Genomic DNA, 24,591 nt, shown 5'->3' with positions numbered 1-24,591 from the left:
CCGGCGCCTGCGGCCCGGGTGCCGCGGGTCGGGGTGCCGCGGCCCCGGGTGCCGCGGTTCGGGTGCCGCCGTTCGGGGTCCCCGCGCCCGATCCGCGACCGTGTGCGACGGGCGACGGGCGACGGACGAGGGCCGCCTGCCGGCGGTGGCCCGTCCGCGCGCCGAACCGCCGGACGGCCGCCCTCGCGCCCGGTGCCCCCGGCACGGCCCCGGCCGAGGGATCAGGTGAGCAGGCGCAGGCGGTCCCGGCAGAGGCCGATGCGGATCGTCTGGCCCCAGGTCAGTTCGAGCGCGTCCGTCTCCATGCCGTCCCCGAACGCGACCAGCCGCTCGGACTCGACGGTGAGCCGCAGCCGGAGCCCGGTGGCGAGTTCACCGGCCACCTGTGACGTGCCGGTCGCCGGGGACGGCCAGGCTTCCCTGACGAACCACAGCAGGCGCTCCTCGGTGGGGGAGGGCAGCCGCAGCCGCCCTCCCCGCTCCTGCCAGACGGAGCGCAGCCAGCCCGTCGCGCCCGTCCCCGTGCCGATGATCACCCCGGACGAAGCCTGGGCCTCGACGACACCCCCGTCGTCCTCCAGGCCCAGGCGGTAGCGGGCCGTCTGGTGTCCGGCGGCGCCCAGGTAGATCTCGTTGAGCGCCACGAGGCGCTGCGTGTCGTCCGTGACCGCCTCGACCATGGTGAGTTCGTCGGCCCGCCCGCCGCCGGACTGCGCGGCGGCGAACAACTCCGGGGCGTCGGAGGGCCGGTGGCGCACCAGGACACCGGGGTTGCGGCCCGGGTCGGCGTCGATGCCCAGCACCGGCTGCCCCGCGAGGTACTTGGCCACGTTCGCCACCAGGCCGTCCTGCCCGACCACGGCCACCACGTCCTCCGGCCCGAACAGGAACCGGTCCAGATCGTGCCGCTCCACCTGGGCCTGACGCCACGTCAGCGGGATCGCCGAGGTCACCTCCGCGAGCGCGCGCCGCGTCCGGCGGTGCCGGTCGGCGACCTCCTCGATGTCCCGCCCGCGCGAGGAGAGGAAGAAGGCGGCCTGGCCGTGCGTGCCGTGCCGGGCCACCAACTCCTCGTACTCCGTGGTGCGGTGGACGAGGACGACCCGCGGGGCGAGGCTCACGCCTGCTCCCGCCCGCCGAGCCGGGAGAGCAGCCCCGTCAGCACGTCCGGCGACAGGGTCACGCTGTCGATGCGCGGCAGGTTCTCCGCGAGCCGCGTGCCCGTCAGGGCGTTCAGGGTCGCCACGTCCACCTCCGCGTGCACCCGCAGCCAGGCCGCCTGGGCCTGCGCCCGTGCCTCGCCGACCTCGCGCGCGCCCTCGGCCTCCGCGTGGGCCAGCCGGACGGACCGGGTGGCCTCCGCCTCCGCGAGCCGTACCGTGCGGGCCGCCTCGGCCTCGGCGCGCACCGCGTCGGCCGCGGCGCCCTCCTCGGCCTCGCGCCGGGCGTTCGTACCGCGCTGCTCGACCAACTGCTCCTCGCGGCGGGCGAGTTCGATCTTGCTCGCCAGTTCGTTCTCGGCGATCGCGCGTTCCCGCTCCACCGCCACGGCCCGCCGCTCGTACGTCGCCCGGTCCGCCTCCTGCTGGATCTGCTCGCGGGCCGGGGTGCGCAGGGCCCGCTCCACCTCGGGCGCCGGGCGCAGGGCCACGACCCGTACGGCGACGATCTCGATGCCGGTCGCCGGCAGCCGGGGCTCGCCGGCCAGCCCGGCCGCGATCCGCTCCCGTACCGCCGTGACGCCGTCGACCAGGGCCGTGGACAGCAGCGTACGGGCCAGGATGTCCAGGGCGTGCTGCTGGGCCGTCTCGGTCAGGAGCGTCCCCAGCTGCTCCAGCGGGGAGCCGCGCCAGGCGCCGGTGTCCGGGTCGATCGAGAAGTCGAGCCGGGCGGCGGCGACGGCCGGGTCGCTGATCCGGTAGGTGACCGTGGCCTGCACGGCGACGTCCTGGAAGTCGGAGGTGCGCGCGTGGAAGGTCATCGCCAGCTCCCGGTCGTCGACCGGGACCTCGGACAGCGCCGCGGTCAGCGCCCGGAACCAGAAGCTGAGGCCGGGGCCGTCGTGCAGCAGCTTCCCGCCGCGGTGGTGGCGGATGTGCGCCGTCGGCGCGCCGCGCAGATGGCGCCAGCCCAGGCGCCGGGTGATGTCGGCCATGGAACCCCCTTTTTTTCGTCATGAGGACGATAAGCGGAACGCCTCGTTGTCGTCAAGAGGACGAGAAGAAGAGGGTGGCGAGGAGGGGGTGAACGCGCGTTCCGGTGGTCAGGATGGAGTCATGGGATTCCATGTCGACTCCGAGGCCGGGCGCCTGCGCCGCGTCATCCTGCACCGGCCGGATCTCGAGCTCAAAAGGCTCACCCCGGGGAACAAGGACGCGCTGCTCTTCGACGACGTGCTCTGGGTGCGCCGGGCGCGCGCCGAGCACGACGGGTTCGCCGACGTGCTGCGCGACCGCGGCGTGACCGTCCACCTGTTCGGCGACCTGCTCACCGAGGCCCTGGAGATCCCGGCGGCCCGGCGACTCGTCCTGGACCGGGTCTTCGACGAGAAGGAGTACGGGGTGCTCGCCACCGACCACCTCCGTGCGGCCTTCGAGAGCCTGCCGGCGCCCGCGCTGGCCGAGGCGCTCGTCGGAGGCATGACCAAGCGGGAGTTCCTGGAGGCGCACCCCGAGCCGATCTCGGTGCGCTTCCACGTGATGGAACTGGACGACTTCCTGCTGGCCCCCCTGCCCAACCACCTGTTCACCCGCGACACCTCCGCCTGGATCTACGACGGCGTCAGCGTCAACGCCATGCGCTGGCCCGCCCGGCAGCGCGAGACCGTGCACTTCGAGGCGATCTACCGCCACCACCCGCTGTTCGGCGACGAGCCCTTCCACGTCTGGTCCGAGGGGCAGTCCGACTACCCCTCCACCATCGAGGGCGGGGACGTCCTGGTGATCGGCGGCGGCGCGGTCCTCATCGGCATGAGCGAGCGCACCACCCCGCAGGCCGTGGAGATGCTCGCGCACAAACTGTTCGCCGCCGGGTCCGCCCGGACGATCGTCGCCCTGGACATGCCCAAGCGGCGGGCCCTGATGCATCTCGACACCGTGATGACGATGGTCGACGGCGACGTCTTCACGCAGTACGCCGGACTCGGCATGCTCCGCTCCTACACCATCGAGCCGGGCTCCGCCGACAAGGAGCTGAAGGTCACCGACCATCCGCCGGAGCACATGCACCGCGCCATCGCCGCCGCGCTCGGCCTCAGCGAGATCCGGGTGCTGACCGCCACGCAGGACGTGCACTCCGCGCAGCGCGAGCAGTGGGACGACGGCTGCAACGTGCTCGCCGTCGAGCCGGGGGTGGTCGTCGCCTACGAGCGCAACGCCACGACCAACACCCATCTGCGCAAGCAGGGCGTGGAGGTGATCGAGATCCCCGGGAGCGAACTGGGGCGGGGCAGAGGCGGGCCGCGCTGCATGAGCTGTCCGGTCGAACGGGCACCTGTATAGAAATGCCGATGGTCGTATAGACTTCCAGAGTCCCCGGTCCACGTACCTCTGGAGCGCCCCATGGCGACTGTCCCGACCGCCCTCGCCGGGCGCCACTTCCTCAAGGAGCTCGACTTCGACGAGCGGGAGTTCCTGGGGCTCGTCGAGCTGGCCGCCGAGCTGAAGGCCGCGAAGAGGGCCGGGGCGGAGACGCAGTACCTGCGGGGCCGCAACATCGCGCTGATCTTCGAGAAGACCTCGACGCGCACCCGCTGCGCGTTCGAGGTCGCGGCCGCCGACCAGGGCGCCTCCACAACCTACCTCGACCCGGCCGGCTCGCAGATCGGCCACAAGGAGTCGGTGAAGGACACCGCGCGCGTCCTGGGGCGGATGTACGACGGGATCGAGTACCGCGGCGACAGCCAGGCCAAGGTCGAGGAGCTGGCCGCCTACGCGGGCGTCCCCGTCTACAACGGCCTCACCGACGACTGGCACCCCACCCAGATGCTCGCCGACGTGCTCACCATGACCGAGCACACGGACAAGCCGCTCAAGGAGATCGCCTTCGCCTACCTCGGCGACGCGCGCTTCAACATGGGCAACTCGTATCTGATCACCGGCGCGCTGCTCGGCATGGACGTGCGGATCGTGGCGCCCCGGGAGTACTGGCCCGGCGACGAGGTCGTCGGCCGGGCCCGCAAGCTCGCCCAGGACAGCGGCGCCGTCATCCGGCTCACCGAGGACGTCACCGCCGGGGTCAGCGGCGCCGACTTCGTCGTCACCGACGTCTGGGTGTCCATGGGCGAGCCGAAGGAGGTCTGGGCCGAGCGGATCGCCGCGCTCGGCGCCTACGCGGTGACCATGGACGTGCTGCGCGCGACCGGCAACCCGGACGTGAAGTTCCTGCACTGCCTGCCGGCCTTCCACGACCTCGGGACCCGGGTCGGGCTGGAGATCTTCGAGAGCCACGGCCTGCGGTCCCTGGAGGTCACCGACGAGGTCTTCGAGTCCGAGCACTCCGTGGTCTTCGACGAGGCGGAGAACCGTATGCACACGATCAAGGCGGTGCTGGTCGCCACGCTCGGCCGGGCCGCCGTCTGACGCCCGCGCGCGCCCCTCGCCCGCGCCGGTGCCGCCCGCGCGCCCCTCGCCCGCCCCGGTCCGTCCCGGTCCGTCTCAGGAGGGCCCGCGCCGGCCCGGTACGGCGTGCAGCCGGAACCACACGGCCTTGCCCGAGTCCGTGGCGCGGTGACCGCAGGACGAGCTGAGCGTCCGGATGAGCAGCAGGCCGCGGCCGTGCTCCTGCCAGGGGTCCAGGTCGCCGGGCACCGGCCGGGTCAGATTGCCGGGCGGCGCGGGATCGCGGTCGTGCACCTCGACCTGGCAGCCGGTCGGCAGCAGCTCGACCACGAGTTCTATCGGGCTGTCGCCGCGCGTGTGCTCCACGGCGTTCGCGACCAGCTCCGCCGTGAGCAGTTCCGCGGTGTCGCTGTCCGCCGCGTGCTCCAGTTCCGCGAGGGCCGTGCGGACCAGCGCACGGGCCACCGGCACTGCCGCGGCGGTGTGCGGCAGCGCGATGCGCCAGGAGGCGGAGGAGGGGGAGTGATCGGGCAAGGCGGGTCCGTTCATGAGCAGGCAGTCCTGCCTTCAACCAGATGAATGGTACGGCGCCGCCCCGCGAGCGCGTCCGGCGGGCGCCGTTCGGAGCCCGCGGCCCCGGCTGACGGGCGACCTGCCCAGGTGAACGCGCCGCCTCCCGCACCCGATCCCGCCGTTACCCGGATGTGGACGACCCGTGACGTGTGTGACCGGGCCGGGTCAGGACAGCCGCAAACCGCGCCACGGGGCGGGGTCGCCGGGCCGGGACGCGCGGCCGGCCCTCCGGTCCCGTGCCGTCGCCCGGCCGGCGGACGGGAACTCCCGGCACCGGGAACGGTGTCCCGGCGGACGCCGGCCTGAGACGTCATCCGCTTTCCGAACGTGATCGTTTGGTTCGGGCTGGGTGGGCATGAACTCCGGCTGGCGGCGGGAGAGATGGGCGTGGTTCGTCCGTTCGTCTCGCTTGCGGAGGTGGCTGGTGCCGTCGGTGCTCGGTCTGCTGGAGGCCCGGGAGAAGAAGGTCCGGGAAGAGGTCGCGCGGTTGCGGGAGGAGGCCGAGCGGGTGCAGGCCGCCCTCGGCGGGGCGGAACGCGCACTTCAGCGTCTTGCGGATGCCCGTGTGACGGTGGCCGAGGTGCTGGCCGAGCCGCCGTCCGCGGTCGTGGAGCCGGTGGGGAGCGCGGTGGCGGGGTCGGCGGTGCCGCGACGGGCCGAGGGGATGACGGCGTCAGCTCTGCCTGCGGACTGCCGGCGGATCATGTCCGTGCTGGAGTCGGCTGCGGGCCAGGGAGGTCCGGGGCCGTCCTCGGCCGGAGTCAGTGTCGAGCGAACCGGTGCAGGGCGTCGAGTACGGGCGGCGCGAGCGTGTCCGGGTGGTCGGCGTCGTGCAGCAGATGGTCCACCCCCGGCAGCGTCACCCGGCCCGGTCCACCGGCATGCGCGTGACGCAGGGCGGCCGTCAGGGCGTTCGTCGTGACGCAGGGGACCTGGGCGTCGTTCGTGCCGCACGTCAGCAGCACCTTGGTTCCCGGCCGGAGTGCGGCAGCGGTGTCCGGTGGGTGGACGGCGTCGTCGCTCAGCACGAACCGGGCGTTGGGGCCTTGGAACGCCTCGAAGAGCCGGGCGATCGCGGGGGGCAGGTCGGTGGTGTCGACCGGTCGGCGTTCGCGCAGGGAGGCGACGGCAGCGTCGACGGCCGCGTTGACGGTGCGTTGCTGCTCCGGGGTGAACTGGCCCTGTCGGGTCGCTTCGGCGATCTGGGCCTTGAGTTGGAGCGCGACCAGGTCCAGCATGCGGATCGCCTGGGGTTGCAGCAGCGCCAGGCCGGCCGGGCGCGGGCGGACGGTGCCACCCAGCAGCAGTCCCGTCATCGCGCCCTCGCTGTGTCCGACGAGCAGCAGTTCGTGCGGGTCGGTCTCGGGTTGATCGCGCAACGACTCGTAGGCGGCCCGTGCCTGGCGGACGAATGCTGGGTAGTCGAGTTCTTCCGGGTGGTCCTGGTAGGCGCCGAGTCCGGTGCGGCCGGTGCCGTACTTGTCGAACCGCAGCGTGGCGATTCCGTCCCGGTCGAGCGCGTCGGCCAACTGTGCCAGGGTGTCCGGTGTGGACCCGGGCGGTTGGTTGCCGTCGCGGTCGGTGGGTCCGCTGCCGGGCAGCAGCAGTGCCGCCCGCAGCCGTTGCCCTGCACGGTGCTCGGGAACGTGCAGGGTGCCTTACACGACCGTACCGTCGGCCGTGAAGGCGACCTCGCGGTCGGTGGCAGGGACGAGACCGGGCGTCGCCTCGGCCGGGGTGGCGGTGACGACGGCCAGTGCCGTCAAAGCCGCTGCTAAGTGGCGAAACATCGGCCTACCTCCTGTCAGGAAAGGGCGTTCTCGACCAGGGCGACAGTCGCGCGGGGGTCGTCGACTTGGAGGACGAGGCGTGAGTACGTCTCGTCGGCGAGTTCGACCACGACTGCCTTCGATGGATCCCTGACGTCCCAGAAGACGGTTTCGCCATCCTGATGGAAGGTGCCGGCGATGATCACACGGGGTACGTGGGTGCCCGGCGCGCGGATGCCCTTGGGGCCGGAGGCGATACCGGGGTCGGCGGTCGCGCCACGGACGTTGGCCAGCGGGATGGTCAGGCTGCCCTTGAAGGACCAGAGCTTGTCGAGCCCCTCGATCACGACGACGAGGTCGTCGCCGTCGATACGTATCAGTGCCATGTCGGTCTCCATTTCAGGGGAGTGGGTCGATGTGTCGGGCCAGCGCGGTGGTGGCGTTGTCGGGGTTGCCACGCAGGAGGATGCCCAGCGCGGCGGCGGTGAGGGCGGCGGCCAGGTCGGAGGGAACGCCGAGGGCGTCGGCGATCGCCTGGTCGACGGCGGCCAACGCTGCCTTCACCTCGGAGGCGACCTCCGCGTCGACCGGTGCGCGTTCGATCGTCGCAAGCAGCAGCAGGCGGAGGTCGGCCGACGTGACGAGCCGTAGCGCGGCCGCGGCATCCGATGCGCCGGCGAGGGCGTCGAGCAAAGGGCGGACGTCGTCGGTGAGGTGGCGGCGCAGAGCGATCAGGTAGAGGCCGCGCTTGCTGCCGAACGTCTTGTAAAGGCTGTTGCGGTGCACGCCGAGGTGGCTGACGAGATCGTCGACGGACACACCGTCATACGCCCGTCCGCCGAACAAGCCCACGGCGGCATGCACCGCTTCGTCCTCGTCAAATGCTCTTGGCCTGCCCATGGCCATCACAGTAGACAGTTGAGGAACGATCGGTCAAGAACGATCGTTCCTCAATCGCCGACCCTCTTCAAGGTCCGCTCTTCCAGCAGTTGCGGGACAGTCTCGAGACTGCTGCGCCGCGTCAAGCCGCTTGATGGGATCGCGTCCCCCGCCGAAGTGGACGCCGACGTGACGGAGGCCGCGGCCGGCGGCCGAAATCCTGTCCAGGAAGCCCCTCCGATCGCTGTTGACAAGCACTCGCACACCCCTCCATCATCATTCCACTAATCGAGTAGTGAAATGGTGGTGGTAATCGTGGAGTTCCGCATCAACAGGCGGAGCGGAGTCCCCGCCTTCCAGCAGATCGTGCAGCAGACCAAGCAGGCCCTGCGGCTGGGTGTACTGGTGCCGGGCGATCGGCTGCCGACCGCCAAGGACGTCGCCGAGGTCAGCGCGGTCAACCCGAACACCACCCTCAAGGCGTACCGCGAGCTGGAGCGTGAGGGCCTGGTCGAACCGCGGCCCGGCCAGGGCACGTTCGTACGCCGCACCCTGGCCCGCCCCTCGGCAAGCACCGACTCGCCGCTGTACGGGCAGCTGGTGGCGTGGGTGTCCCGGGCGGCCGAGGCGGGTCTGGAGCAGGAGGACGTGGTCGCGCTGGTCGCCTCGGCCATGGAGAAGCAGTACACCGCCGGAACGGAGACGGCGGTCACGACAACGAGGAGCACTGGTGGGTGACGGTATGTACGCGGGGGAGTCGGCGCTTGAGGCGCACGGCCTGGGGATGCGCTACCGGCGGGGTTGGGTATTGAAGGACTGTTCCTTCCGGCTCCCGGCGGGACGGATCTGCGGGCTGGTCGGTCCCAACGGGGCGGGCAAGACCACGCTGCTGAGCATCATGGCCCACGTCCTGGAGCCGACGGAGGGCAGGCTCAGCGTGTTCGGCGCGGCACCGGGCTCGGTGGACTCGGGGCGCACCTCGTTCCTCGCCCAGGACAAGCCCCTGTTCCGCCGGTTCACCGTGGCTGAGATCCTGCGGCTGGGGCAGGAACTGAACCCCGGCTGGGACCAGCGCGCCGCCGAGGACATCGTCCGCGCGGGCAATGTGCCCTTCGACGCGAAGGTCGGCAGCCTCTCCGGCGGCCAGCGCACCCGCGTCGCCCTCGCCCTCGCCCTCGGCAAGCACCCCGACCTGCTGCTGCTCGACGAGCCGATGTCGGACCTCGACCCGGTCGCGCGCCAGGAACTGATGGGCGCCCTCCTCGCCGAGGCTGCCGAGCACGGCACCACCGTCCTGATGTCCACCCACGTCCTGGCCGAACTGGAGAACGTGTGCGACTACCTCGTCGTCCTCTCCGGCGGCGGAGTACGCCTCGCCGGCGACGTGGACGAGCTGCTGTCCGTACACACCATGGTCACCGGTACCAAGGACGGCGAGGGCCTGCCCGTCTCCCTCGCGCACCACCCCCTCGTCGAGTCCCGGATCAGCGGACGGCAGTTCACCGCCCTGATCCGCCCCGACAGCCCGGCCACCGGTCCCTGGGAGACGGACAGCCCGAGCATGGAAGAACTCCTGCTCGCCTATCTCCGCTCACCCGACGCACCATCTCTGATCACCCCCACCGCCCAGGTCCAGGACCAGGCGTACAACACCCGGACGGTGGCAGCATGAGCTCTCTCACCAGCACCCCGACGACGACCAGGTCCACGGCCCCGGGCACGACGGGCACCGGCCGACTCCCCCAGCTCCCCCAGCCCTTCAAGGGCATGACCTGGTTGGTCTGGCGCCAGCACCGGGCCGCGTTCTGGACCGTCCTCGGCGCCTCCGCGCTCGCCGTGGCGTTCATCGTCTTCCAGCGCTCCCAGCTGCATACCGCCGGGTACGACTCCACGTCCACGGGACTCCGGCTGATGCCGATCCTGCTCGGCGTCTTCCTCGGTGCCCCACTGTTCGCCGGCGACCTGGAGAACGGCACCGCCAAGCTGGTCGTCACCCAGTCCGCGAGCCGGACCCGCTGGCTGACCACGAAACTGGCCCTCACCGCGCTGGTGGTCGTGGTGAGCACGGTCGCGCTGTCGGTCGGGTTCGGGTGGTGGTGGAACCTCTACGACGAGTCCACGAGCGCGGAGTGGACCTCCGGAGCGACCTTCAACAACACGGGACCCGTGCCCGCCGCCCTCGCCCTCTTCTCCGTCTTCGGCGGAGTGGCGATCGGCGTGGTGCTGCGCCGCACGCTGGTGGCCATGGCGGTCACCCTCGGTTTCACCGTCGTCGTCCAGATTGCCTGGTCCCACTTCCTGGCCCACTTCCTCCTGTCGCTCGCCAGCGTCGCCACGATCACGACGAACAAGGGCGTCCCGTTCCAACACGTGATGCCGACGCTGCCCCCAGGCGCGCACCAGGTGAACTGGTCGACCCCCCCGTACATCACCGGCGACGGGAAACTCCTCGGCTGGAGCACCTGCAATGAAGCACAGACGGAACAGGCGCATGACCTGTGCATGAAGAAGGCCGATGTCGTCGGCTGGTCGGTCGACTACCTGCCGATCTCCCAGATGAACGGCCTGCAGTGGTTCAGCGCGTCGATCCTGCTCGCCCTGACGGCCGCCGTCACGGTGCTCCTCTTCTTCTGGGGCCGTAAGCGCCTCGCCTGAGACCCGCCCCGGGCTGTGCGGGAGCCCGGAAGGCTCGGGCGTATCGAGAGGTCACCGTGTGGTGGGCTCGCACCACAAGCACCAACGAGTGGCCAAGGCATAGGGTGTTGACCGTGGCCCGGGAGCTGGGATGGGTGTGGATCGGTGAGCCGGCCAGGCCAACCGGGACAACCGCCCGTGCGCTGCGGCACTACGAGCAGGCCGGACTGATCTCCTCGCGGCGGCCCCCCAACGGCTACCGCATCTACGACGAGCGCGCGCGGTGGTGCTGGTCCGCAATATCCGCTACCTGCTGGCCGCCGGGCTCACCCTGGACGACGTGCGGGTGCTCCTGCTGTGCCTGGACGGCGAGATGGCCGCCGCGCGCCCTCAGACGCCATCCGCTTACCGTTCGGCAGGCTTGATCAGTCGAACAGGGTTCCTGTTCGGGTGATCTCCCGGTGGTCGGGGCACAGCGGCAGGGCCTCTTGGTAGCTCGGGGTTGCGATCCCAACCGAGTAGTACCAGGAGGCCCTGTTGTCGCAGTCTGTCGCGCTTGCGTCCGTGGAGTCCAACGCACCATCTCCTGCGTGTGACCGTCTCGCGCACCGGTTCGGCAACGCGGCGGACGGACCGGACCGCGTGCGGTGTTACAGCTCCGACCTGACGGAGGCGGAGTGGCAGGTCCTCCGGCCGTTGCTGCCGGTTCCCGCGTGGCTTCAGGGGCGGGGCGGACGACCGGAGGGCTATTGCCACCGCGTGATGCTGGACGCCGTCCGCCATGTCGTCGACAACGGCGTCAAGTGGGTCAACCTGCCCTGTGACTTCCCGCCGTACCGGCGGGTGCACGCGTTCGCCCGCCGCCGGCAGGTGACGGGCTTGCTCGACGGGCTCCACGACCGGCTGCGCGACAAAGTACGCCAGAAGGAAGGCCGCGGGGTGGACCCGACGGCCGCCATCGTGGACTCACAGTCAGTACGGGCGGCGGCGAACATCGCGCGCTTCACGTCCGGCTGGGACGGCGGCAAGAGGGTGGGCGGGCGCAAGCGGCACCTGGTGGCGGACTGCCTCGGCCTGGTCCTGGCCGTCGCGGTGACCGCAGCGAACGTGCAGGACCGGGACGCCGCGGTGCCTCTGCCGGAGCGGCTGCGCAGGCTGTACTTCTCCGTCCGGCTCGTCCGGGCGGACGGCGGCTATGCGGGGCGTCCGGTCGGCTGGGCGTCTGGGCGGCTGAGAACCTCCACCTCACGCTCGAGATCGTCAAACGCTCGGACGGCACCACGGGGTTCGTGGTGCTGCCGCGCAGGTGGGTAGTGGAAACAACGCTGAGCCGGCTGATGCGCTCGCGTCGCCTGGTGCGTGACTACGAGACGCTGCCCGCCATGCACGAGGCCATGGTGCTGTGGTCCATGACCATGCTCATGAGCAGCCGCCCGGCCGGGCGCCGCCCCGGCGCCTTCAGCCGGCCGTCGTCCCGAGCGGAGTGAACACCCCTGGCCGTGTCTGGAGTGCCCACCCTCGTTCCACCAGGCGTTTCGCCTTCGACCGCAGCCCCTCGACCTTCGCCGGGACCGCCTGAAGTCCCAGGGCCGCGGCCAGCTGCCGGCACCGCATTCCTTCCCGGCCCGCAGCCGACTCCAGCACGGACATGATCCGCCGGCAGTCCGCAGGCAGAGCTGACGCCGTCATCCCCTCGGCCCGTCGCGGCACCGCCGACCCCGCCACCGCGCTCCCCACCGGCTCCACGACCGCGGACGGCGGCTCGGCCAGCACCTCGGCCACCGTCACACGGGCATCCGCAAGACGCTGAAGTGCGCGTTCCGCCCCGCCGAGGGCGGCCTGCACCCGCTCGGCCTCCTCCCGCAACCGCGCGACCTCTTCCCGGACCTTCTTCTCCCGGGCCTCCAGCAGACCGAGCACCGACGGCACCAGCCACCTCCGCAAGCGAGACGAACGGACGAACCACGCCCATCTCTCCCGCCGCCAGCCGGAGTTCATGCCCACCCAGCCCGAACCAAACGATCACGATCGGAAAGCGGATGACGTCTCAGGCCGGCGGCCCCGCGTCGGGCTGGTGGTCCGCCCAGACGTACGTCACGGGCAGCAGCTCCGCGACGGGGACCGCCCGATGGCCGCGCGCGTCGCCGACGATCACCGTCAGGCCGGGGAAGTAGTCCAGCAGCACCTGGCGGCACCGGCCGCACGGCGGGACGACCCCGCGGTCGGGGTCGCCCACGGCCACGATCGTCTCCAGCTCGTAGGCGCCCTGCGCGGCCGCCGCGCCGATGACGACCAGCTCGGCGCAGGGGCCGCCGGTGAAGTGGTAGGCGTTGACCGCGGTCACGATGCGGCCGTCCCGGGCGCGGGCCGCGGCGGCCACCGTGTGGTCGTCCCCCCGGCACCGGGTGCGGGCGACCTCCGCCGCGGCCTCGACGAGCGCGTGGTCGACGGGGTGGTGCTCCGTGGTCATCGCCTTCGCCTTCCGCGCGGGCCGGGGGTGGGGTGGCAGGCGAGGATCGCCCGTACGGGCCGGGCCGGGCAAGCGGATTTCGGGGCCGAGGGCGGGCGGGCGCCCTGGAGGCCCGGACGCGGGGACCGGCGCGGCGCACCGACGGCTTATTGCGCCTACGTGACGACGGTCAAAGTTGAGTGATAACTTCGGTGGGGGCCCGGAGGCCGGGGCTCCGTGAGGCAGTGCCCGCCGTCCGCCCGAGGAGGCCGCACGTCATGAGTCCCTTCACCGGCTCCGCCGCCCGCACCTGCGACTGGGAGCATCTGCGGGTCGAGCGGGACGACGGCGTCGTCACCGTCACCCTGGCCCGCCCCGACAAACTCAACGCGCTCACCTTCGGCGCCTACGCCGACCTGCGCGACCTGCTCGCCGAACTGTCCCGGGATCGGTCGGCGCGCGCCCTGGTGCTGGCCGGCGAGGGGCGCGGCTTCTGCTCCGGCGGCGACGTCGACGAGATCATCGGCGCGACCCTGTCCATGGACACCGCCCAGCTCCTCGACTTCAACCGGATGACCGGACAGGTCGTGCGGGCCGTACGCGAATGCCCCTTCCCGGTGGTCGCGGCCGTGCACGGCGTCGCCGCGGGCGCCGGAGCCGTCCTCGCCCTCGCGGCCGACTTCCGGGTCGCCGACCCCACCTCCCGCTTCGCCTTCCTCTTCACCCGCGTCGGCCTGTCCGGCGGCGACATGGGCGCCGCCTATCTGCTGCCCCGGGTCATCGGGCTCGGCCACGCGACCCGGCTGCTCATGCTGGGCGAACCGGTCCGGGCGCCCGAGGCCGAGCGGATCGGCCTGATCAGCGAACTCTCCGACGAGGGCCACGCCGACGAGGCCGCCCAGGCGCTGGCCCGCCGGCTCGCCGACGGCCCCGCCCTGGCCTACGCCCAGACCAAGGCGCTGCTGACGGCCGAACTCGACATGCCGCTCGCCGCCGCCGTCGAACTGGACGCCGCCACCCAGGCGTTGCTGATGAACGGCGAGGACTACGCCGAGTTCCACGCGGCCTTCACGGAGAAGCGCCCGCCCAAGTGGCAGGGGAGGTAGGCCATGGCGACGCCGGACCCGGACCCGGCCAGGGGGAGCGGACCGGACGCGCACGGCCCGCTGCGGGTCGCCGTCGTCGGCGGCGGCCCCGGCGGCCTGTACGCCGCCGCCCTGCTCAAGCGGCTCGACCCGGCCCGCGAGGTGACCGTGTGGGAGCGCAACGCCCCCGACGACACCTTCGGCTTCGGCGTGGTCCTCTCCGACGAGACCCTCGGCGGCATCGAACACGCCGACCCCGTCGTCCACGCCGCCCTCCAGCAGCACTTCGTCCGCTGGGACGACATCGACATCGTCCACCGGGGCGAGCGCCAGACGTCCGGCGGACACGGCTTCGCCGCCCTCGGCCGCAGGCGCCTCCTGGAGATCCTGCACCGGCGCTGCCAGGACCTCGGCGTCGATCTGCGCTTCCGCTCCGAGGCCGCCGACCCCGACCGGCTCGCCGCCACCCACGACCTGGTCGTCGCCGCGGACGGTGTGCACAGCACCATCCGCGACACCTACAGCAGTGTGTTCCGGCCCCATGTGGCCGCACACCGCTGCCGCTACATCTGGCTGGCCGCCGACTTCGCCTTCGACGCCTTCCGCTTCGAGATCGCCGAGACCGAGCACGGCGTGATGCAGCTGCACGGCTACCCCTACGCCGCCGACGCCTCCACCGTCATCGTCGAGATGCGCGAAGAGGTCTGGCGCGCGGCCGGGTTCGACGAGGCCGGCGAGCGGGAGTCCGTCGCGCGCTGCGCCAAGATCTTCGCCGACGCCCTCGGCGGGCGGCCCCTGAAGTCCAACAAGTCGGCCTGGACCACCTTCCGCACGGTCGTCAACGCACGCTGGTCGCACCGCAACGTCGTGCTCCTCGGCGACGCCGCCCACACCGCCCACTTCTCCATCGGCTCCGGGACCAAGCTCGCCGTCGAGGACGCCCTCGCGCTCGCGGCCTGCCTGGCGGAGCAGCCCGACCTCGCCCGCGCGCTCAGCGCCTACGAGGAGGAGCGCAGGCCGGTCGTCGCCTCCACCCAGCGCGCGGCGCGCGCCAGCCTCGAATGGTTCGAGAACCTCGGCCTCTACCTCGACCAGCCGCCCCGCCAGTTCGCCTTCAACCTGCTGACCCGCAGCCGCCGCGTCACCCACGACAACCTCCGCCTGCGCGACGCCGGCTTCACCGGGGCCGTGGAGCGCGACTACGGCTGCCCGCCCGGCACCCCGCCGATGTTCACCCCGTTCCGGCTGCGCGGACTGACCCTGCGAAACCGGATCGTCGTGTCCCCGATGGACATGTACTCCGCCACGGACGGCGTCCCCGGCGACCTGCACCTCGTCCACCTCGGCGCGCGGGCCCTCGGCGGAGCCGGGCTGCTGATGACCGAGATGGTGTGCGTCAGCCCGGAGGGCCGCATCACCCCGGGCTGCACCGGTCTCTACACCGGCAGGCAGGCCGAGGCGTGGAAGCGGATCGTGCGGTTCGCGCACGAGCGGGCACCGGGCACCGCCGTCGGCGTCCAGCTCGGCCACAGCGGCCGCAAGGGCTCGACCAAGCTGATGTGGGAGGGCATGGACGAGCCCCTGGACGAGGGCAACTGGCCGCTGGTCGCCGCCTCCCCGATCCCCTACACACCGCGCAGCCAGACACCGCGCGCACTGACCCGTTCCCAACTGACGGACATCCGCGAGCAGTTCACGGCAGCCGCCTGGCGCGCCGCCCGCGCCGGCTTCGATCTGCTCGAACTGCACTGCGCCCACGGCTATCTGCTCTCCGGCTTCCTCTCCCCGCTCACCAACCGCCGCACCGACGCCTACGGCGGCACCCTCGAACGGCGGCTGCGCTTCCCGCTGGAGGTCTTCGACGCCGTACGGGCCGTGTGGCCCGAGGAGCGGCCGATGACGGTCCGCATCTCCGCGACCGACTGGGCCGAGGGCGGCACCACCGCCGAGGACGCCGTCGACATCGCCCGCGCCTTCACCGCGCACGGCGCCGACGCGATCGACGTCTCGACCGGCCAGGTCGTCGCCGGTGAACGCCCCGAGTTCGGGCGCTCGTACCAGACGCCCTACGCGGACCGCATCCGGCATGCGACCGGGCGCCCGGTGATCGCCGTCGGCGCCATCTCGTCCTGGGACGACGTCAACTCCCTGCTGCTGGCGGGCCGTACGGACCTGTGCGCCCTGGCCCGGCCGCACCTGTACGACCCGAACTGGACGCTGCACGCGGCGGCCGAACAGGGCTACGACGGTCCGGGCGCGGTCTGGCCCATGCCGTACCGGGCGGGCAGTCGGCGTCCGCAGACGGGGCGCACGGACGCCCCCAAACCTCGGCTCTCGCTGGGCGGTTGAGGAACCCGCCGCCGAGGAATCGGGCCGCTGCCGCCCCCTGGTGCGCCCTACAGTCCGGCGAAGGCCGCCCCCGCGTCCCGCAGGCGGGCGTGCAGCCCCCGGAACACGGCGGCCGAGCGCGCCCCCGGCCAGTCCGGCGGGAGCAGGCCCGCGGGCAGACCCGGGTCGGCGTAGGGCAGATGGCGCCAGGAGTCCAGCGCGAGCAGGTAGTCGTGGTACGCCTCCTCGGGCGGGGTGTCCCGCCGCCGCTCCCAGCCGCGCAGCACCCGCGCGTGCCGGTCGAGGAACCCCTCGTGCTCCTTGGCGATCGCGGCCAGGTCCCACCAGCGGGCGACGGCCTCCCCGGTCGGCGTGAATCCCAGGTGCTCGCCGCGGAAGAAGTCGACGTACCCGTCCAGGCGCAGCCGCCGGAGGGTGTGCCGGGCCTCCTCGTGCAGCCGCGCGGGCGCGATCCACACGCCCGGGGCGGCCGTGCCGAAGCCGAGCCCCGCCAGCCGTGAGCGCAGCACGTGCCGCTTCTGCCGCTCCGACTCCGGCACCGAGAACACCGCGAGCACCCAGCCCGCGTCCCCGGGCGGCGCGGTGGCGTAGACGCGGCGGTCACCGTCGTCGAGCAACTGCCGTGCGTCCGGCGACAGTTCGTAACCGGCCGCGCCCTGGGCCGTACGGGCGGGCAGCAGCAGTCCGCGCCGCTTGAGCCGGGACACCGACGAGCGGACGGAGGGGGCGTCGACCCCGACGGCGGCCAGCAGCCTGATCAGCTCCGCGACCGGCACGGGGCCGGGCATGTGACGGCCGTAGGCGCCGTAGAGCGTGACGATGAGGGACCGCGGTGCATGGGGGTCGGACACGTTGATCATCCTAGGTCGTACGGGTCACCGCCGGTCGCCCGCCCGTTCACCGCCGTCCGCCGCCCGTTCACCGCCGTCCGCCGCCTGTTCGGAACCGTCCCGCGTCCGCTCGGCGCCGTCCCGCTCCGGACGGCCGCCGCCTCCCCGGCCGTTGCCGCCGTCGCGCAGGCGGAACCGCTGGAGCTTGCCCGTCGCCGTCCGCGGCAGCGCGTCCGGGAACACGATCTCCCGCGGGCACTTGTACGGCGCCACCTCGGCCTTGACGAACGAGCGCAGCGCCTCCGCGTCCCGCCGCGCCCCCTCCCTGAGCACCGCGTACGCCACCACGATCTGCCCGCGTGCCTCATCGGGCCGCCCCACCACCGCCGCCTCCAGGACGTCCGGATGGCGCAGCAGGGCCTCCTCGACCTCGGGGCCCGCGATGTTGTACCCGGCCGAGATGATCATGTCGTCCGCGCGGGCGACATAGCGGAAGTAGCCGTCGCTCTCGCGGACATAGGTGTCCCCGGTGACGTTCCAGCCGTGCCGCACGTAGTCGCGCTGCCGCGCGTCGGCGAGGTAGCGGCAGCCGACCGGCCCGCGCACCGCGAGCAGTCCCGGTTCCCCGTCGGGCAGTTCGCGGCCGTCCGCGCCGACCACGCGCGCCTCCCAGCCCGGGACCGGGACGCCCGTCGTACCGGGCCTGATCCGCTCGTCGGCCGCCGAGATGAAGATGTGCAGCAGTTCGGTGGCGCCGATGCCGTTGATGACGCGCAGCCCCGTCCGCTCCTCCCAGGCGCGCCAGGTGGCCGCGGGCAGGTTCTCGCCGGCGGAGACGCAGCGGCGCAGCGAGGAGACGTCGTGCGGGCCGAGGTCGTCGAGCATCGCGCGGTACGCCGTCGGCGCGGTGAACAGCACCGAGACCCGGTGCCCGGCGATCGCGGGCAACAGCTGCTTGGGGCCCGCCTGTTCGAGCAGCAGCGAGCTGGCACCGGCCCGCATCGGGAAGACGACGAGTCCGCCGAGCCCGAAGGTGAAGCCCAGCGGGGGACTGCCCGCGAAGACGTCGTCCGCGCGGGGGCGCAGCACCTGCGCGGAGAAGGTGTCCGCGATGGCGAGCACGTCCCGGTGGAAGTGCATGCAGCCCTTGGGGCGCCCGGTGGTGCCGGAGGTGAAGGCGATCAGCGCGACGTCGTCGGCCGCGGTGTCGACGGCCGGACAGGGCGTGTCGGGCGCCGGCAGCCGCAGCAGGTCGTCGGGCGCGTCACCGCCGTACGGCGTGATGCGCAGCCCCGGTACGTCCGCCTTGACGAGGTCGTCCACGGCACGGGCGTCGCACAGTGCGTGCCGCACCCGGGCGATCTCGCACATCGTCGCCAGCTCGTGCGGCCGCTGCTGGGCCAGCACCGTCACGGCGACCGCGCCCGCCTTCAGCACCGCCAGCCAGCAGGCGGCCAGCCAGGGCGTGGTGGGCCCGCGCAGCAGGACCCGGTTGCCCGGGACGACCCCCAGCTCGCCGGTGAGCACATGGGTGAGCCGGTCGACGCGGGCGCGCAGGTCGCCGTAGGTCCAGGTGGCGCCGTCCGGGGTGTGGAAGACGGGCCGGTCCGCGGCGGGGCCGTCGAGCAGTTCGGCGGCGGCGTTGAGCCGTTCGGGGTAGCGCAGCCCCGGCAGGTCGAAGCGCAGCTCGGGCCACTCCTCGGGTGGCGGCAGATGGTCCCGGGCGAAGGTGTCTACGTGCGCGGAGCGGTGCGGACCTGCCATGGCGGTTTCGCCCCCTTGCCGTGTGGGCCGCCTCGTGGGCGTCGTGGTGCGCTCGCACCAGGGAGCGTATCGTCTTGGTGACGGCAGTCAATGGGGCGCGATATCGTCGCGGTGGTCCGTCGAGAGGGGCCGGCCGAGCGGCCCCGCAGGGAGGTCGGCCATGCCCGCATTCTCGCTCGATCCACCGCAGAGCGCCTGGTGTGCCGAGCTGCGCACGCTGGCCGCCGAACGGCTGCGGCCGCTCGCGGAGAAGGGCGAACCCGGGCGCGTCAACCGCCCCCTGATCGCCGCCCTCGGCGAACTGGGCCTGCTGGAGCGGCTGTTCACCTCCGGCGCGCTCGACCTGTGCCTGATGCGCGAATCCCTCGCCCACGCCTGCACCGAGGCCGAGACCGCGCTCGCCCTCCAGGGCCTCGGCGCGCATCCCGTCCACGCGTACGGCACCCGGGCCCAGCGCGAGCGCTGGCTGCCGCGGGTGACCGGGGGCGGCGCGGTGGCCGCCTTCGCCCTGAGCGAGCCGGGGGCGGGCTCGGACGCGGCGTCCCTGGAACTGCGCGCGGAGCCCGACGGCCCCGGCCGCCTGCGGCTCACCGGTGAGAAGTGCTGGATCTCCAACGCACCCGAGGCCGACTTCTACACCGTCTTCGCCCGCACCACCCAGGGCGCCGGAGCCCGCGGCGTCACCGCCTACCTCGTCCCCGCCGACCGCCCCGGCCTCAGCGGCACCGCCCTTGACATGCTCTCCCCGCACCCCATCGGCAGCCTCGCCTTCGACGGCGTCCCCGTCACCGCCGAGGACCGCCTCGGTGAACCCGACCGCGGCTTCCGCGTCGCGATGGGCACCCTCAACCTCTTCCGCCCCAGCGTCGGCGCCTTCGCCGTCGGCATGGCCCAGGCGGCCCTCGACGCCACCCTCGCCCACACCGGCCGACGGGACGCGTTCGGCGGCAAGTTGAAGGACCTCCAGACCGTCGCCCACCAGGTCGCCGAGATGGCCCTGCGCACCGAGGCCGCCCGGCTGATGGTGTACGCGGCGGCCGCGGCCCACGACGAGGGGGCGCGCGACGTCCCCCGGCGGGCCGCGATGGCGAAACTGCTGGCGACCGAGACCGCCCAGTACGTCGTCGACCGGGCCGTCCAACTCCACGGCGCCCGCGCCCTGCGCCGCGGCCATCTCCTCGAACACCTCTACCGCGAGGTGCGTGCCCCGCGCGTCTACGAGGGCGCCAGCGAGGTCCAGCGGGGCATCATCGCCAAGGAGTTGTACGCGAACATGGAGGCCGCACCGTGAGCACCGAACGCCTCGACCCGCCCGAGCTGTCCCCGGCCACCGGCTTCTCCCACGCCGTCGTCGCGACCGGCTCGCGGGTCGTGTTCCTCGCCGGGCAGACGGCGCTCGACACCGGCGGCAAGGTGGTCGGGGAGACGCTGCCGGAGCAGTTCGAGCGGGCCCTCGCCAATCTGCTGACCGCGCTGGCGGCGGCCGGCGGTGCGCCGGCCGACCTCGCCCGGGTCACCGTGTACGCCACCGACGTCGCCGCCTACCGCGAGCGGGCCGCCGAACTCGGCCGCGTGTGGCGCCGGTTGGCGGGGCGGGACTATCCAGCGATGGCGGTGGTCGGGGTCGTGCGCCTCTGGGACGAGGAGGCGATGGTGGAGCTCGACGGGTTCGCCGTCCTGCCGTAGCGGGGTTCGCCGTGCGGCCGCAGACGGTTCCGCCGTCCTCCCGCAGACGGTTCCGCCGTCCTCCCACAGACGGGTTCGCCGTGCTGCCGCAGGGGCCCGGCCGGCGGCGGTGGGAAGTCCCCGAGGCGCCGCGGGGCCGGACGGTTCGACGCCGCCGGACCGCCCCACGGCCCCGCCGCGGACCGGCCCGTCCTTCGCGCGCGGCCGCGCGCGGTCGCATGCGGGGCGTGGCCGGCGGTCCGTGCGAGGCGCGGCCGGCCTCAGGCCGCCATGGCGATCCGCCCGGCCGGGGCCCGGTGCGGAGCCACGACCCTGCCGTCGGGCAGCAGCGCCCCGCTGTCGTCGAACACGATCACACCGTCGCAGAGCAGGCTCCAGCCCTGCTCGGGGTGTGCGGCCACCACATGGGTGCCGGCACCATCGGAGGACGGGCACGAGGGCCGGTGGGAACACATGGCGCACCTCCACATCAGCGGGACGAGCCGTGTGGATCGTCCATATGGGTAGACCATGCGCGCCTCGTGAACACACCGGAACGGCCCGGCGTGAACCGTGACACCACCCGGACAACTCCCTGACCGATCCACGAAGCTCGGGGCGGACTCGCCACCGAAGGGGTGACGGTCACGTCCCCGGGCGCACCCGCCGGGTACGAGTGGAAGATCCCACTCCGCTCACCGGGAAGGCCACCCCCATGCCCCTGCGTACCGCCCTCGCCACCGCCGCCGGCACGGCCCTGCTCCTGCTGCCCGCCGCGCCCCTCGCGTCCGCAGCCCCCGCCGCCGCGCCCCAGAACGCGCCCAAGAAGGAGAGCGTGAGCGTCGACAAGAAGGTCCGGATGGCCGCCGACGGCACCGTCACCGTCTCCGGCACCTACCGCTGCACCGACAGCGCCGGACCGGTCTTCGTCAGCGCCTCCGTCGGCCAGAAGGGCTCCACCACGCGTTACGCGATCGGCGGCACCCTGGCCGTGTGCGACGGCAAGAAGCACCGCTGGACCAACACGGGCAAGCCCTCCCCGTCCACGCTCACGTACGGCAAGGCCGACATCGAGGCGGCCGTCGTGGAGCTGCGCCCCGCCGGTGTCCTGGGCGGACTGCCCCTGCCGCACTTCCACGCGGTCCTGAAGAAGAGCACCACCCTCGCCAAGTCCTGACGCGGCCCCTCGCGCCGCCCCCGGACCGGGGGCGGCGGCCGTACGGCCCCGATACGGCCGCACACGCCCTTCCGCACCGTCCCGTGACCAACCCCGTACAGGTGCCCTCGGCGGAGACCGTCTCCGCCGAGGGCACCTGTCACTCCGTACCGGACGCGCCGTCAGTCGCCGCAGCCGCAGGAGCCCGAGCAGCAGCCGCCACCGGCGGGCTCGGTGGCGGGCTCGGCGGCGGGGGCACCGCCCAGCGGGAGCAGGACCTTGCCGGCGGGGACCACCGCCAGGGGCACCGGGGCGGGCCGCGCGGGCACCCGGGCCTGCACGGCGGCCTTGTCGGCCGTACGCAGCGGGGCATGGGCCGGCAGGTGCTTCTTGCGGCCGGCGCGGATGCCGTTGCCGATCACGACGACCTCGGCCAGTTCGTGGCTGGCGACCACGGTGGCCAGTCCCAGGACGCCCGTTGCGGCCAGCGGGACCAGGGCGACGAGGATGGCACCGGACAACAGCAGGTTCTGGGTGAAGATCCCGCGGGCGGCGCGGGCATGGGCGATCGCGTCGGGCAGCCGGCGCAGGTCCTCGCCCATGAGCGCGATGTCGGCGGCCTCGATGGCGACGTCGCTGCCCATCGCGCCCATCGCGATCCCGGCGTCGGCGGTGGCCAGCGCGGGCGCGTCGTTGATGCCGTCGCCGACCATCGCGACCGGCCCGCGGGCCTGGAGTTCGGTGACGATACGGGCCTTGTCCTGCGGGAGGAGTTCGGCGCGTACGTCCTCGATGCCCGCGGCTGCCCCGATCGCGGCGGCGGTGCGGGCGTTGTCGCCGGTCAGCATCACCACGGCGATGCCCTGCTCGCGCAGCGCCCGGACGGCCTCGGCGGCCTCGGGGCGCACCTCGTCGCGGACGGCGACGGCACCGAGCAGCGTGCCGTCCTGCTCCACGAGGACCACGGTGGCGCCCGCGTCCTGGAGCCGGGCGACGTCGTCGGCCAGCTCGCCGGGCTCCACGAAGCCGGGCTTGCCGAGCCGGGCCGGGCGCCCCCGCACGGTTCCGGTCAGGCCGTTGCCGGGAACGGCCGCCACGTCCTCGCCCGGCGCGGGGGAGTCGACGGCGGCCAGGATCGCGGCGGCCAGCGGGTGCTCGCTGCGGGCCTCCAGGGCGGCGGCCACGTCCAGCACCCGCGCCCGGTCGACGCCCGGCATGGTGACGACGTCGATGACGGCGGGCTCGTTGCGGGTGAGGGTGCCCGTCTTGTCCAGCGCCACCACCTTGACCTTGCCCAGCGACTCGACGGCCGCGCCGCCCTTGACCAGCACGCCCGCCTTGGAGGCGGCGCCGATCGCGGCGACCACGGCGACCGGCACGGACAGCGCGAAGGCGCAGGGGGCCGCGGCCACCAGGACCACCAGGGCGCGTTCGATCCAGACGCCCGGGTCGCCGAAGAGGCTGCCGAGGGCGGCGATCAGTCCGGCGAGGACGAGCACGCCCGGTACGAGCGGCCTGGCGAACTTCTCGGCGAGGCGCTGGCTGTTGCCCTTGCGCTCCTGCGCCTCGTGCACGATGTGGACGAGGCGGGCGAGGGAGTTGTCCTCGGCGGTCGCGGTGACCGTGATCTCCAGCGCGCCCGCGCCGTTCACACACCCCGCGAAGACCTCGGCGCCGGGCCCGACCTCCGCCGGGACGGACTCGCCGGTCACCACGGAGGTGTCCAGCGCGCTGCGGCCCGCGGCTACCACACCGTCGGTGGCGATCCGCTCGCCCGGCTTGACCAGCAGTACGTCCCCGACGCGCAGGTCGGCGACGGCGACCTCGGTCTCGATGCCGCCGCGCCGCACATTGGCGGTGCTCGGGACGAGGTCCAGCAGGGCCCGCAGTCCGTGCTGGGTGCGGGCGACGGCGTAGCCCTCCAGGCCCTCGGCGATGGAGAACAGGAAGGCCAGGGTGGCGGCCTCGCCGTACTCGCCGAGCCCCACCGCGCCGACCGCGGCGATGGTCATGAGCAGACCGACCCCGAGCCGTCCGCGCAGCAGGCCGCGCAGGGTGCCGGGGACGAACGTCGCGCCGCCGACGGCCAGCGCCGCCAGTTGCGCCGTGACGTCCCACGGGCCGGACAGGAACAGGGAGGCCAGCAGCAGGGCACCGGAGAGGGCAGCAGCCTGGAGTTCGCGCACCCGCCAGACGGCGGCGGGCGGCGCGGCCGGTTCGGTGACGGAGGGCGCCTGCGAGGGTGTGTCGGTTCCGCAGCACACGTCAGCCATGGAGGGCCTCCTTGACGGCGTCCGCGGTGCGGGTGGTGCGGGTGGTGCGGGTGGTGTGGGCGGTGTGGCCGTCGGCCGCGCAGGCGTAGTCGTCCGGGGCGCACACGTCGTCGGACACGTCCCCGGCGTCGACGAGGAGCACCAGCGCCGCCAGTTCGGCGAGGGCGTGCGCCAGCTTGGGGTCGGCCAGCTCGTAGCGGACCCGGCGGCCGACGGCGACGGTGCGCACGAGGCCGCAGCCGCGCAGGCAGGACAGGTGGTTCGACACGTTCCCCCGGGTCATCCCGAGCGAAGTGGCGAGGTCCGAGGGGTAGGCGGGGGCGTCCAGCAGGGCCAGCAGCAGCCGCCGCCGGTTCTCGTCGGCCAGGGCTGTGCCTACCCTGGCCAGGGCCTCGGCGCTGACGGCGACTGCGGGGCCGCCTCGATGGGTCATCTCCATGAACCCGACAGTACAGTACTGACTGAATCAAGCGAAGGCTGAACTTTCTGAGACGGTGATCACACCGGCGGCGGCGGGCGGGCGGAGTGGGTCCGGCCGTCACGTGGCGCGGACACCACGGCGAGGGGTGGCCGCGCGCGAAGGCGCCGACGAGGGGTGGCCGCGGG

24 protein-coding genes and 2 pseudogenes are annotated in these 24,591 nt (G+C 73.2%); 13 read left to right on the top strand and 13 right to left on the bottom strand.

The genetic code is table 11. The features are described from left to right. Positions 1-221: 221 nt before the first annotated feature. Positions 222-1,121, bottom strand: coding sequence for an NAD(+)/NADH kinase (locus tag SZN_RS18065; protein ID WP_007497034.1), 900 nt, complete (start codon positions 1,119-1,121; stop codon positions 222-224). Next, positions 1,118-2,155, bottom strand: a complete 1,038-nt coding sequence (locus SZN_RS18060; protein WP_007497032.1) for an SPFH domain-containing protein — start codon at positions 2,153-2,155, stop codon at positions 1,118-1,120. Before SZN_RS18060 ends, SZN_RS18065 begins: the two co-directional genes overlap by 4 nt. Positions 2,156-2,276: 121 nt before the next feature. On the opposite strand from SZN_RS18060, the gene SZN_RS18055 reads away from it, so the two are divergent. Together SZN_RS18055 and argF are read left to right on the top strand one after the other, a co-directional pair. After that, positions 2,277-3,500 (top strand): arginine deiminase, encoded by a 1,224-nt coding sequence (locus SZN_RS18055; RefSeq protein ID WP_007497031.1) that lies wholly within the window; start codon positions 2,277-2,279, stop codon positions 3,498-3,500. Positions 3,501-3,560: 60 nt separating this feature from the next. Then, positions 3,561-4,580 (top strand): ornithine carbamoyltransferase, encoded by a 1,020-nt coding sequence (gene argF / locus SZN_RS18050; protein WP_007497030.1) that lies wholly within the window; start codon positions 3,561-3,563, stop codon positions 4,578-4,580. A 75-nt stretch (positions 4,581-4,655) separates the two neighbouring features. Here the strand turns inward: argF and SZN_RS18045 are convergent, their stop codons facing one another. The 4 genes and pseudogenes from SZN_RS18045 to SZN_RS18030 form a co-directional block, all read right to left on the bottom strand. Then, on the bottom strand, positions 4,656-5,108 hold the full coding sequence (locus tag SZN_RS18045) for an ATP-binding protein (RefSeq protein ID WP_007497029.1): 453 nt from the start codon (positions 5,106-5,108) through the stop codon (positions 4,656-4,658). A 785-nt stretch (positions 5,109-5,893) separates the two neighbouring features. Continuing rightward, positions 5,894-6,922, bottom strand: a pseudogene (locus SZN_RS18040) (alpha/beta hydrolase). A 14-nt stretch (positions 6,923-6,936) separates the two neighbouring features. Continuing rightward, complete coding sequence (locus SZN_RS18035; RefSeq protein ID WP_007497026.1) at positions 6,937-7,287, bottom strand: hypothetical protein; 351 nt, start codon at positions 7,285-7,287, stop codon at positions 6,937-6,939. A gap of 13 nt (positions 7,288-7,300) precedes the next feature. Beyond that, on the bottom strand, positions 7,301-7,801 hold the full coding sequence (locus tag SZN_RS18030; protein ID WP_043731461.1) for a TetR/AcrR family transcriptional regulator: 501 nt from the start codon (positions 7,799-7,801) through the stop codon (positions 7,301-7,303). Between the two features lie 279 nt (positions 7,802-8,080). Between SZN_RS18030 and SZN_RS18025 the strand changes: the two genes are divergently transcribed. From SZN_RS18025 to SZN_RS41460, 6 genes and pseudogenes are all read left to right on the top strand, one after another. Next, positions 8,081-8,518, top strand: coding sequence for a GntR family transcriptional regulator (locus tag SZN_RS18025; protein WP_007497022.1), 438 nt, complete (start codon positions 8,081-8,083; stop codon positions 8,516-8,518). A gap of 4 nt (positions 8,519-8,522) precedes the next feature. Further along, positions 8,523-9,452, top strand: a complete 930-nt coding sequence (locus tag SZN_RS18020) for an ABC transporter ATP-binding protein (protein WP_043731477.1) — start codon at positions 8,523-8,525, stop codon at positions 9,450-9,452. Next, on the top strand, positions 9,449-10,435 hold the full coding sequence (locus tag SZN_RS18015) for an ABC transporter permease (protein ID WP_007497018.1): 987 nt from the start codon (positions 9,449-9,451) through the stop codon (positions 10,433-10,435). Before SZN_RS18020 ends, SZN_RS18015 begins: the two co-directional genes overlap by 4 nt. Positions 10,436-10,569: 134 nt before the next feature. After that, positions 10,570-10,805, top strand: a pseudogene (locus SZN_RS18010) (MerR family transcriptional regulator); the annotation flags it as partial. A 173-nt stretch (positions 10,806-10,978) separates the two neighbouring features. Further along, positions 10,979-11,728, top strand: a complete 750-nt coding sequence (locus SZN_RS41965; protein ID WP_341865589.1) for a transposase — start codon at positions 10,979-10,981, stop codon at positions 11,726-11,728. Next, positions 11,704-11,901 carry a hypothetical protein gene (locus SZN_RS41460; protein WP_341865588.1) on the top strand — a complete coding sequence of 66 codons (198 nt, stop codon included), beginning with the start codon at positions 11,704-11,706 and terminating at the stop codon, positions 11,899-11,901. Before SZN_RS41965 ends, SZN_RS41460 begins: the two co-directional genes overlap by 25 nt. Here the strand turns inward: SZN_RS41460 and SZN_RS18000 are convergent. Then, positions 11,873-12,343: a hypothetical protein gene (locus SZN_RS18000; RefSeq protein WP_007497010.1), complete on the bottom strand. Its 471-nt coding sequence runs from the start codon at positions 12,341-12,343 to the stop codon at positions 11,873-11,875. The genes SZN_RS41460 and SZN_RS18000 overlap by 29 nt on opposite strands. Before the next feature lie 118 nt (positions 12,344-12,461). Next, positions 12,462-12,884 carry a cytidine deaminase family protein gene (locus SZN_RS17995; RefSeq protein WP_007497009.1) on the bottom strand — a complete coding sequence of 141 codons (423 nt, stop codon included), beginning with the start codon at positions 12,882-12,884 and terminating at the stop codon, positions 12,462-12,464. 257 nt (positions 12,885-13,141) lie between these two features. Here SZN_RS17995 and SZN_RS17990 point away from each other — a divergent pair, with 257 nt between their 5' ends. After that, positions 13,142-13,969, top strand: a complete 828-nt coding sequence (locus SZN_RS17990) for an enoyl-CoA hydratase family protein (protein ID WP_007497006.1) — start codon at positions 13,142-13,144, stop codon at positions 13,967-13,969. A 3-nt stretch (positions 13,970-13,972) separates the two neighbouring features. After that, complete coding sequence (locus SZN_RS17985; protein ID WP_007497004.1) at positions 13,973-16,297, top strand: bifunctional salicylyl-CoA 5-hydroxylase/oxidoreductase; 2,325 nt, start codon at positions 13,973-13,975, stop codon at positions 16,295-16,297. Between the two features lie 47 nt (positions 16,298-16,344). Here the strand turns inward: SZN_RS17985 and SZN_RS17980 are convergent, their stop codons facing one another. Together SZN_RS17980 and SZN_RS17975 are read right to left on the bottom strand one after the other, a co-directional pair. Next, the gene (locus tag SZN_RS17980; protein WP_007497002.1) at positions 16,345-17,157 is read right to left on the bottom strand and encodes a PaaX family transcriptional regulator; all 813 of its coding nucleotides are present in this window, start codon (positions 17,155-17,157) and stop codon (positions 16,345-16,347) included. Positions 17,158-17,172: 15 nt separating this feature from the next. Beyond that, positions 17,173-18,891, bottom strand: coding sequence for an AMP-binding protein (locus SZN_RS17975; RefSeq protein ID WP_007497000.1), 1,719 nt, complete (start codon positions 18,889-18,891; stop codon positions 17,173-17,175). Between the two features lie 160 nt (positions 18,892-19,051). Between SZN_RS17975 and SZN_RS17970 the strand changes: the two genes are divergently transcribed. Together SZN_RS17970 and SZN_RS17965 are read left to right on the top strand one after the other, a co-directional pair. Then, positions 19,052-20,182 carry an acyl-CoA dehydrogenase family protein gene (locus SZN_RS17970; RefSeq protein ID WP_007496998.1) on the top strand — a complete coding sequence of 377 codons (1,131 nt, stop codon included), beginning with the start codon at positions 19,052-19,054 and terminating at the stop codon, positions 20,180-20,182. After that, entirely contained in the window at positions 20,179-20,577 is a 399-nt protein-coding gene (locus tag SZN_RS17965) for a RidA family protein (RefSeq protein ID WP_007496996.1), read from the top strand. The genes SZN_RS17970 and SZN_RS17965 overlap by 4 nt, the downstream gene beginning before the upstream one ends. Positions 20,578-20,837: 260 nt before the next feature. On the opposite strand, the gene SZN_RS17960 is transcribed toward SZN_RS17965, so the two are convergent. Continuing rightward, positions 20,838-21,032 carry a DUF5999 family protein gene (locus SZN_RS17960; RefSeq protein ID WP_043731457.1) on the bottom strand — a complete coding sequence of 65 codons (195 nt, stop codon included), beginning with the start codon at positions 21,030-21,032 and terminating at the stop codon, positions 20,838-20,840. A gap of 239 nt (positions 21,033-21,271) precedes the next feature. Between SZN_RS17960 and SZN_RS17955 the strand changes: the two genes are divergently transcribed. After that, a complete protein-coding gene (locus SZN_RS17955) occupies positions 21,272-21,733 on the top strand; it encodes a DUF6299 family protein (protein WP_007496992.1) in 462 nt (153 codons plus the stop codon). A gap of 161 nt (positions 21,734-21,894) precedes the next feature. Here the strand turns inward: SZN_RS17955 and SZN_RS17950 are convergent, their stop codons facing one another. Next, positions 21,895-23,985 (bottom strand): heavy metal translocating P-type ATPase, encoded by a 2,091-nt coding sequence (locus tag SZN_RS17950; RefSeq protein WP_007496990.1) that lies wholly within the window; start codon positions 23,983-23,985, stop codon positions 21,895-21,897. Further along, positions 23,978-24,424: an ArsR/SmtB family transcription factor gene (locus SZN_RS17945; protein WP_007496988.1), complete on the bottom strand. Its 447-nt coding sequence runs from the start codon at positions 24,422-24,424 to the stop codon at positions 23,978-23,980. Before SZN_RS17945 ends, SZN_RS17950 begins: the two co-directional genes overlap by 8 nt. Between the last annotated feature and the right edge of the window lie 167 nt (positions 24,425-24,591).

This window comes from Streptomyces zinciresistens K42 (genome assembly GCF_000225525.1).
Lineage (GTDB): Bacteria > Actinomycetota > Actinomycetes > Streptomycetales > Streptomycetaceae > Streptomyces > Streptomyces zinciresistens.
Note: the sequence above shows the minus strand (reverse complement) of the source record. Positions and strands in the feature narration are given on the sequence as shown.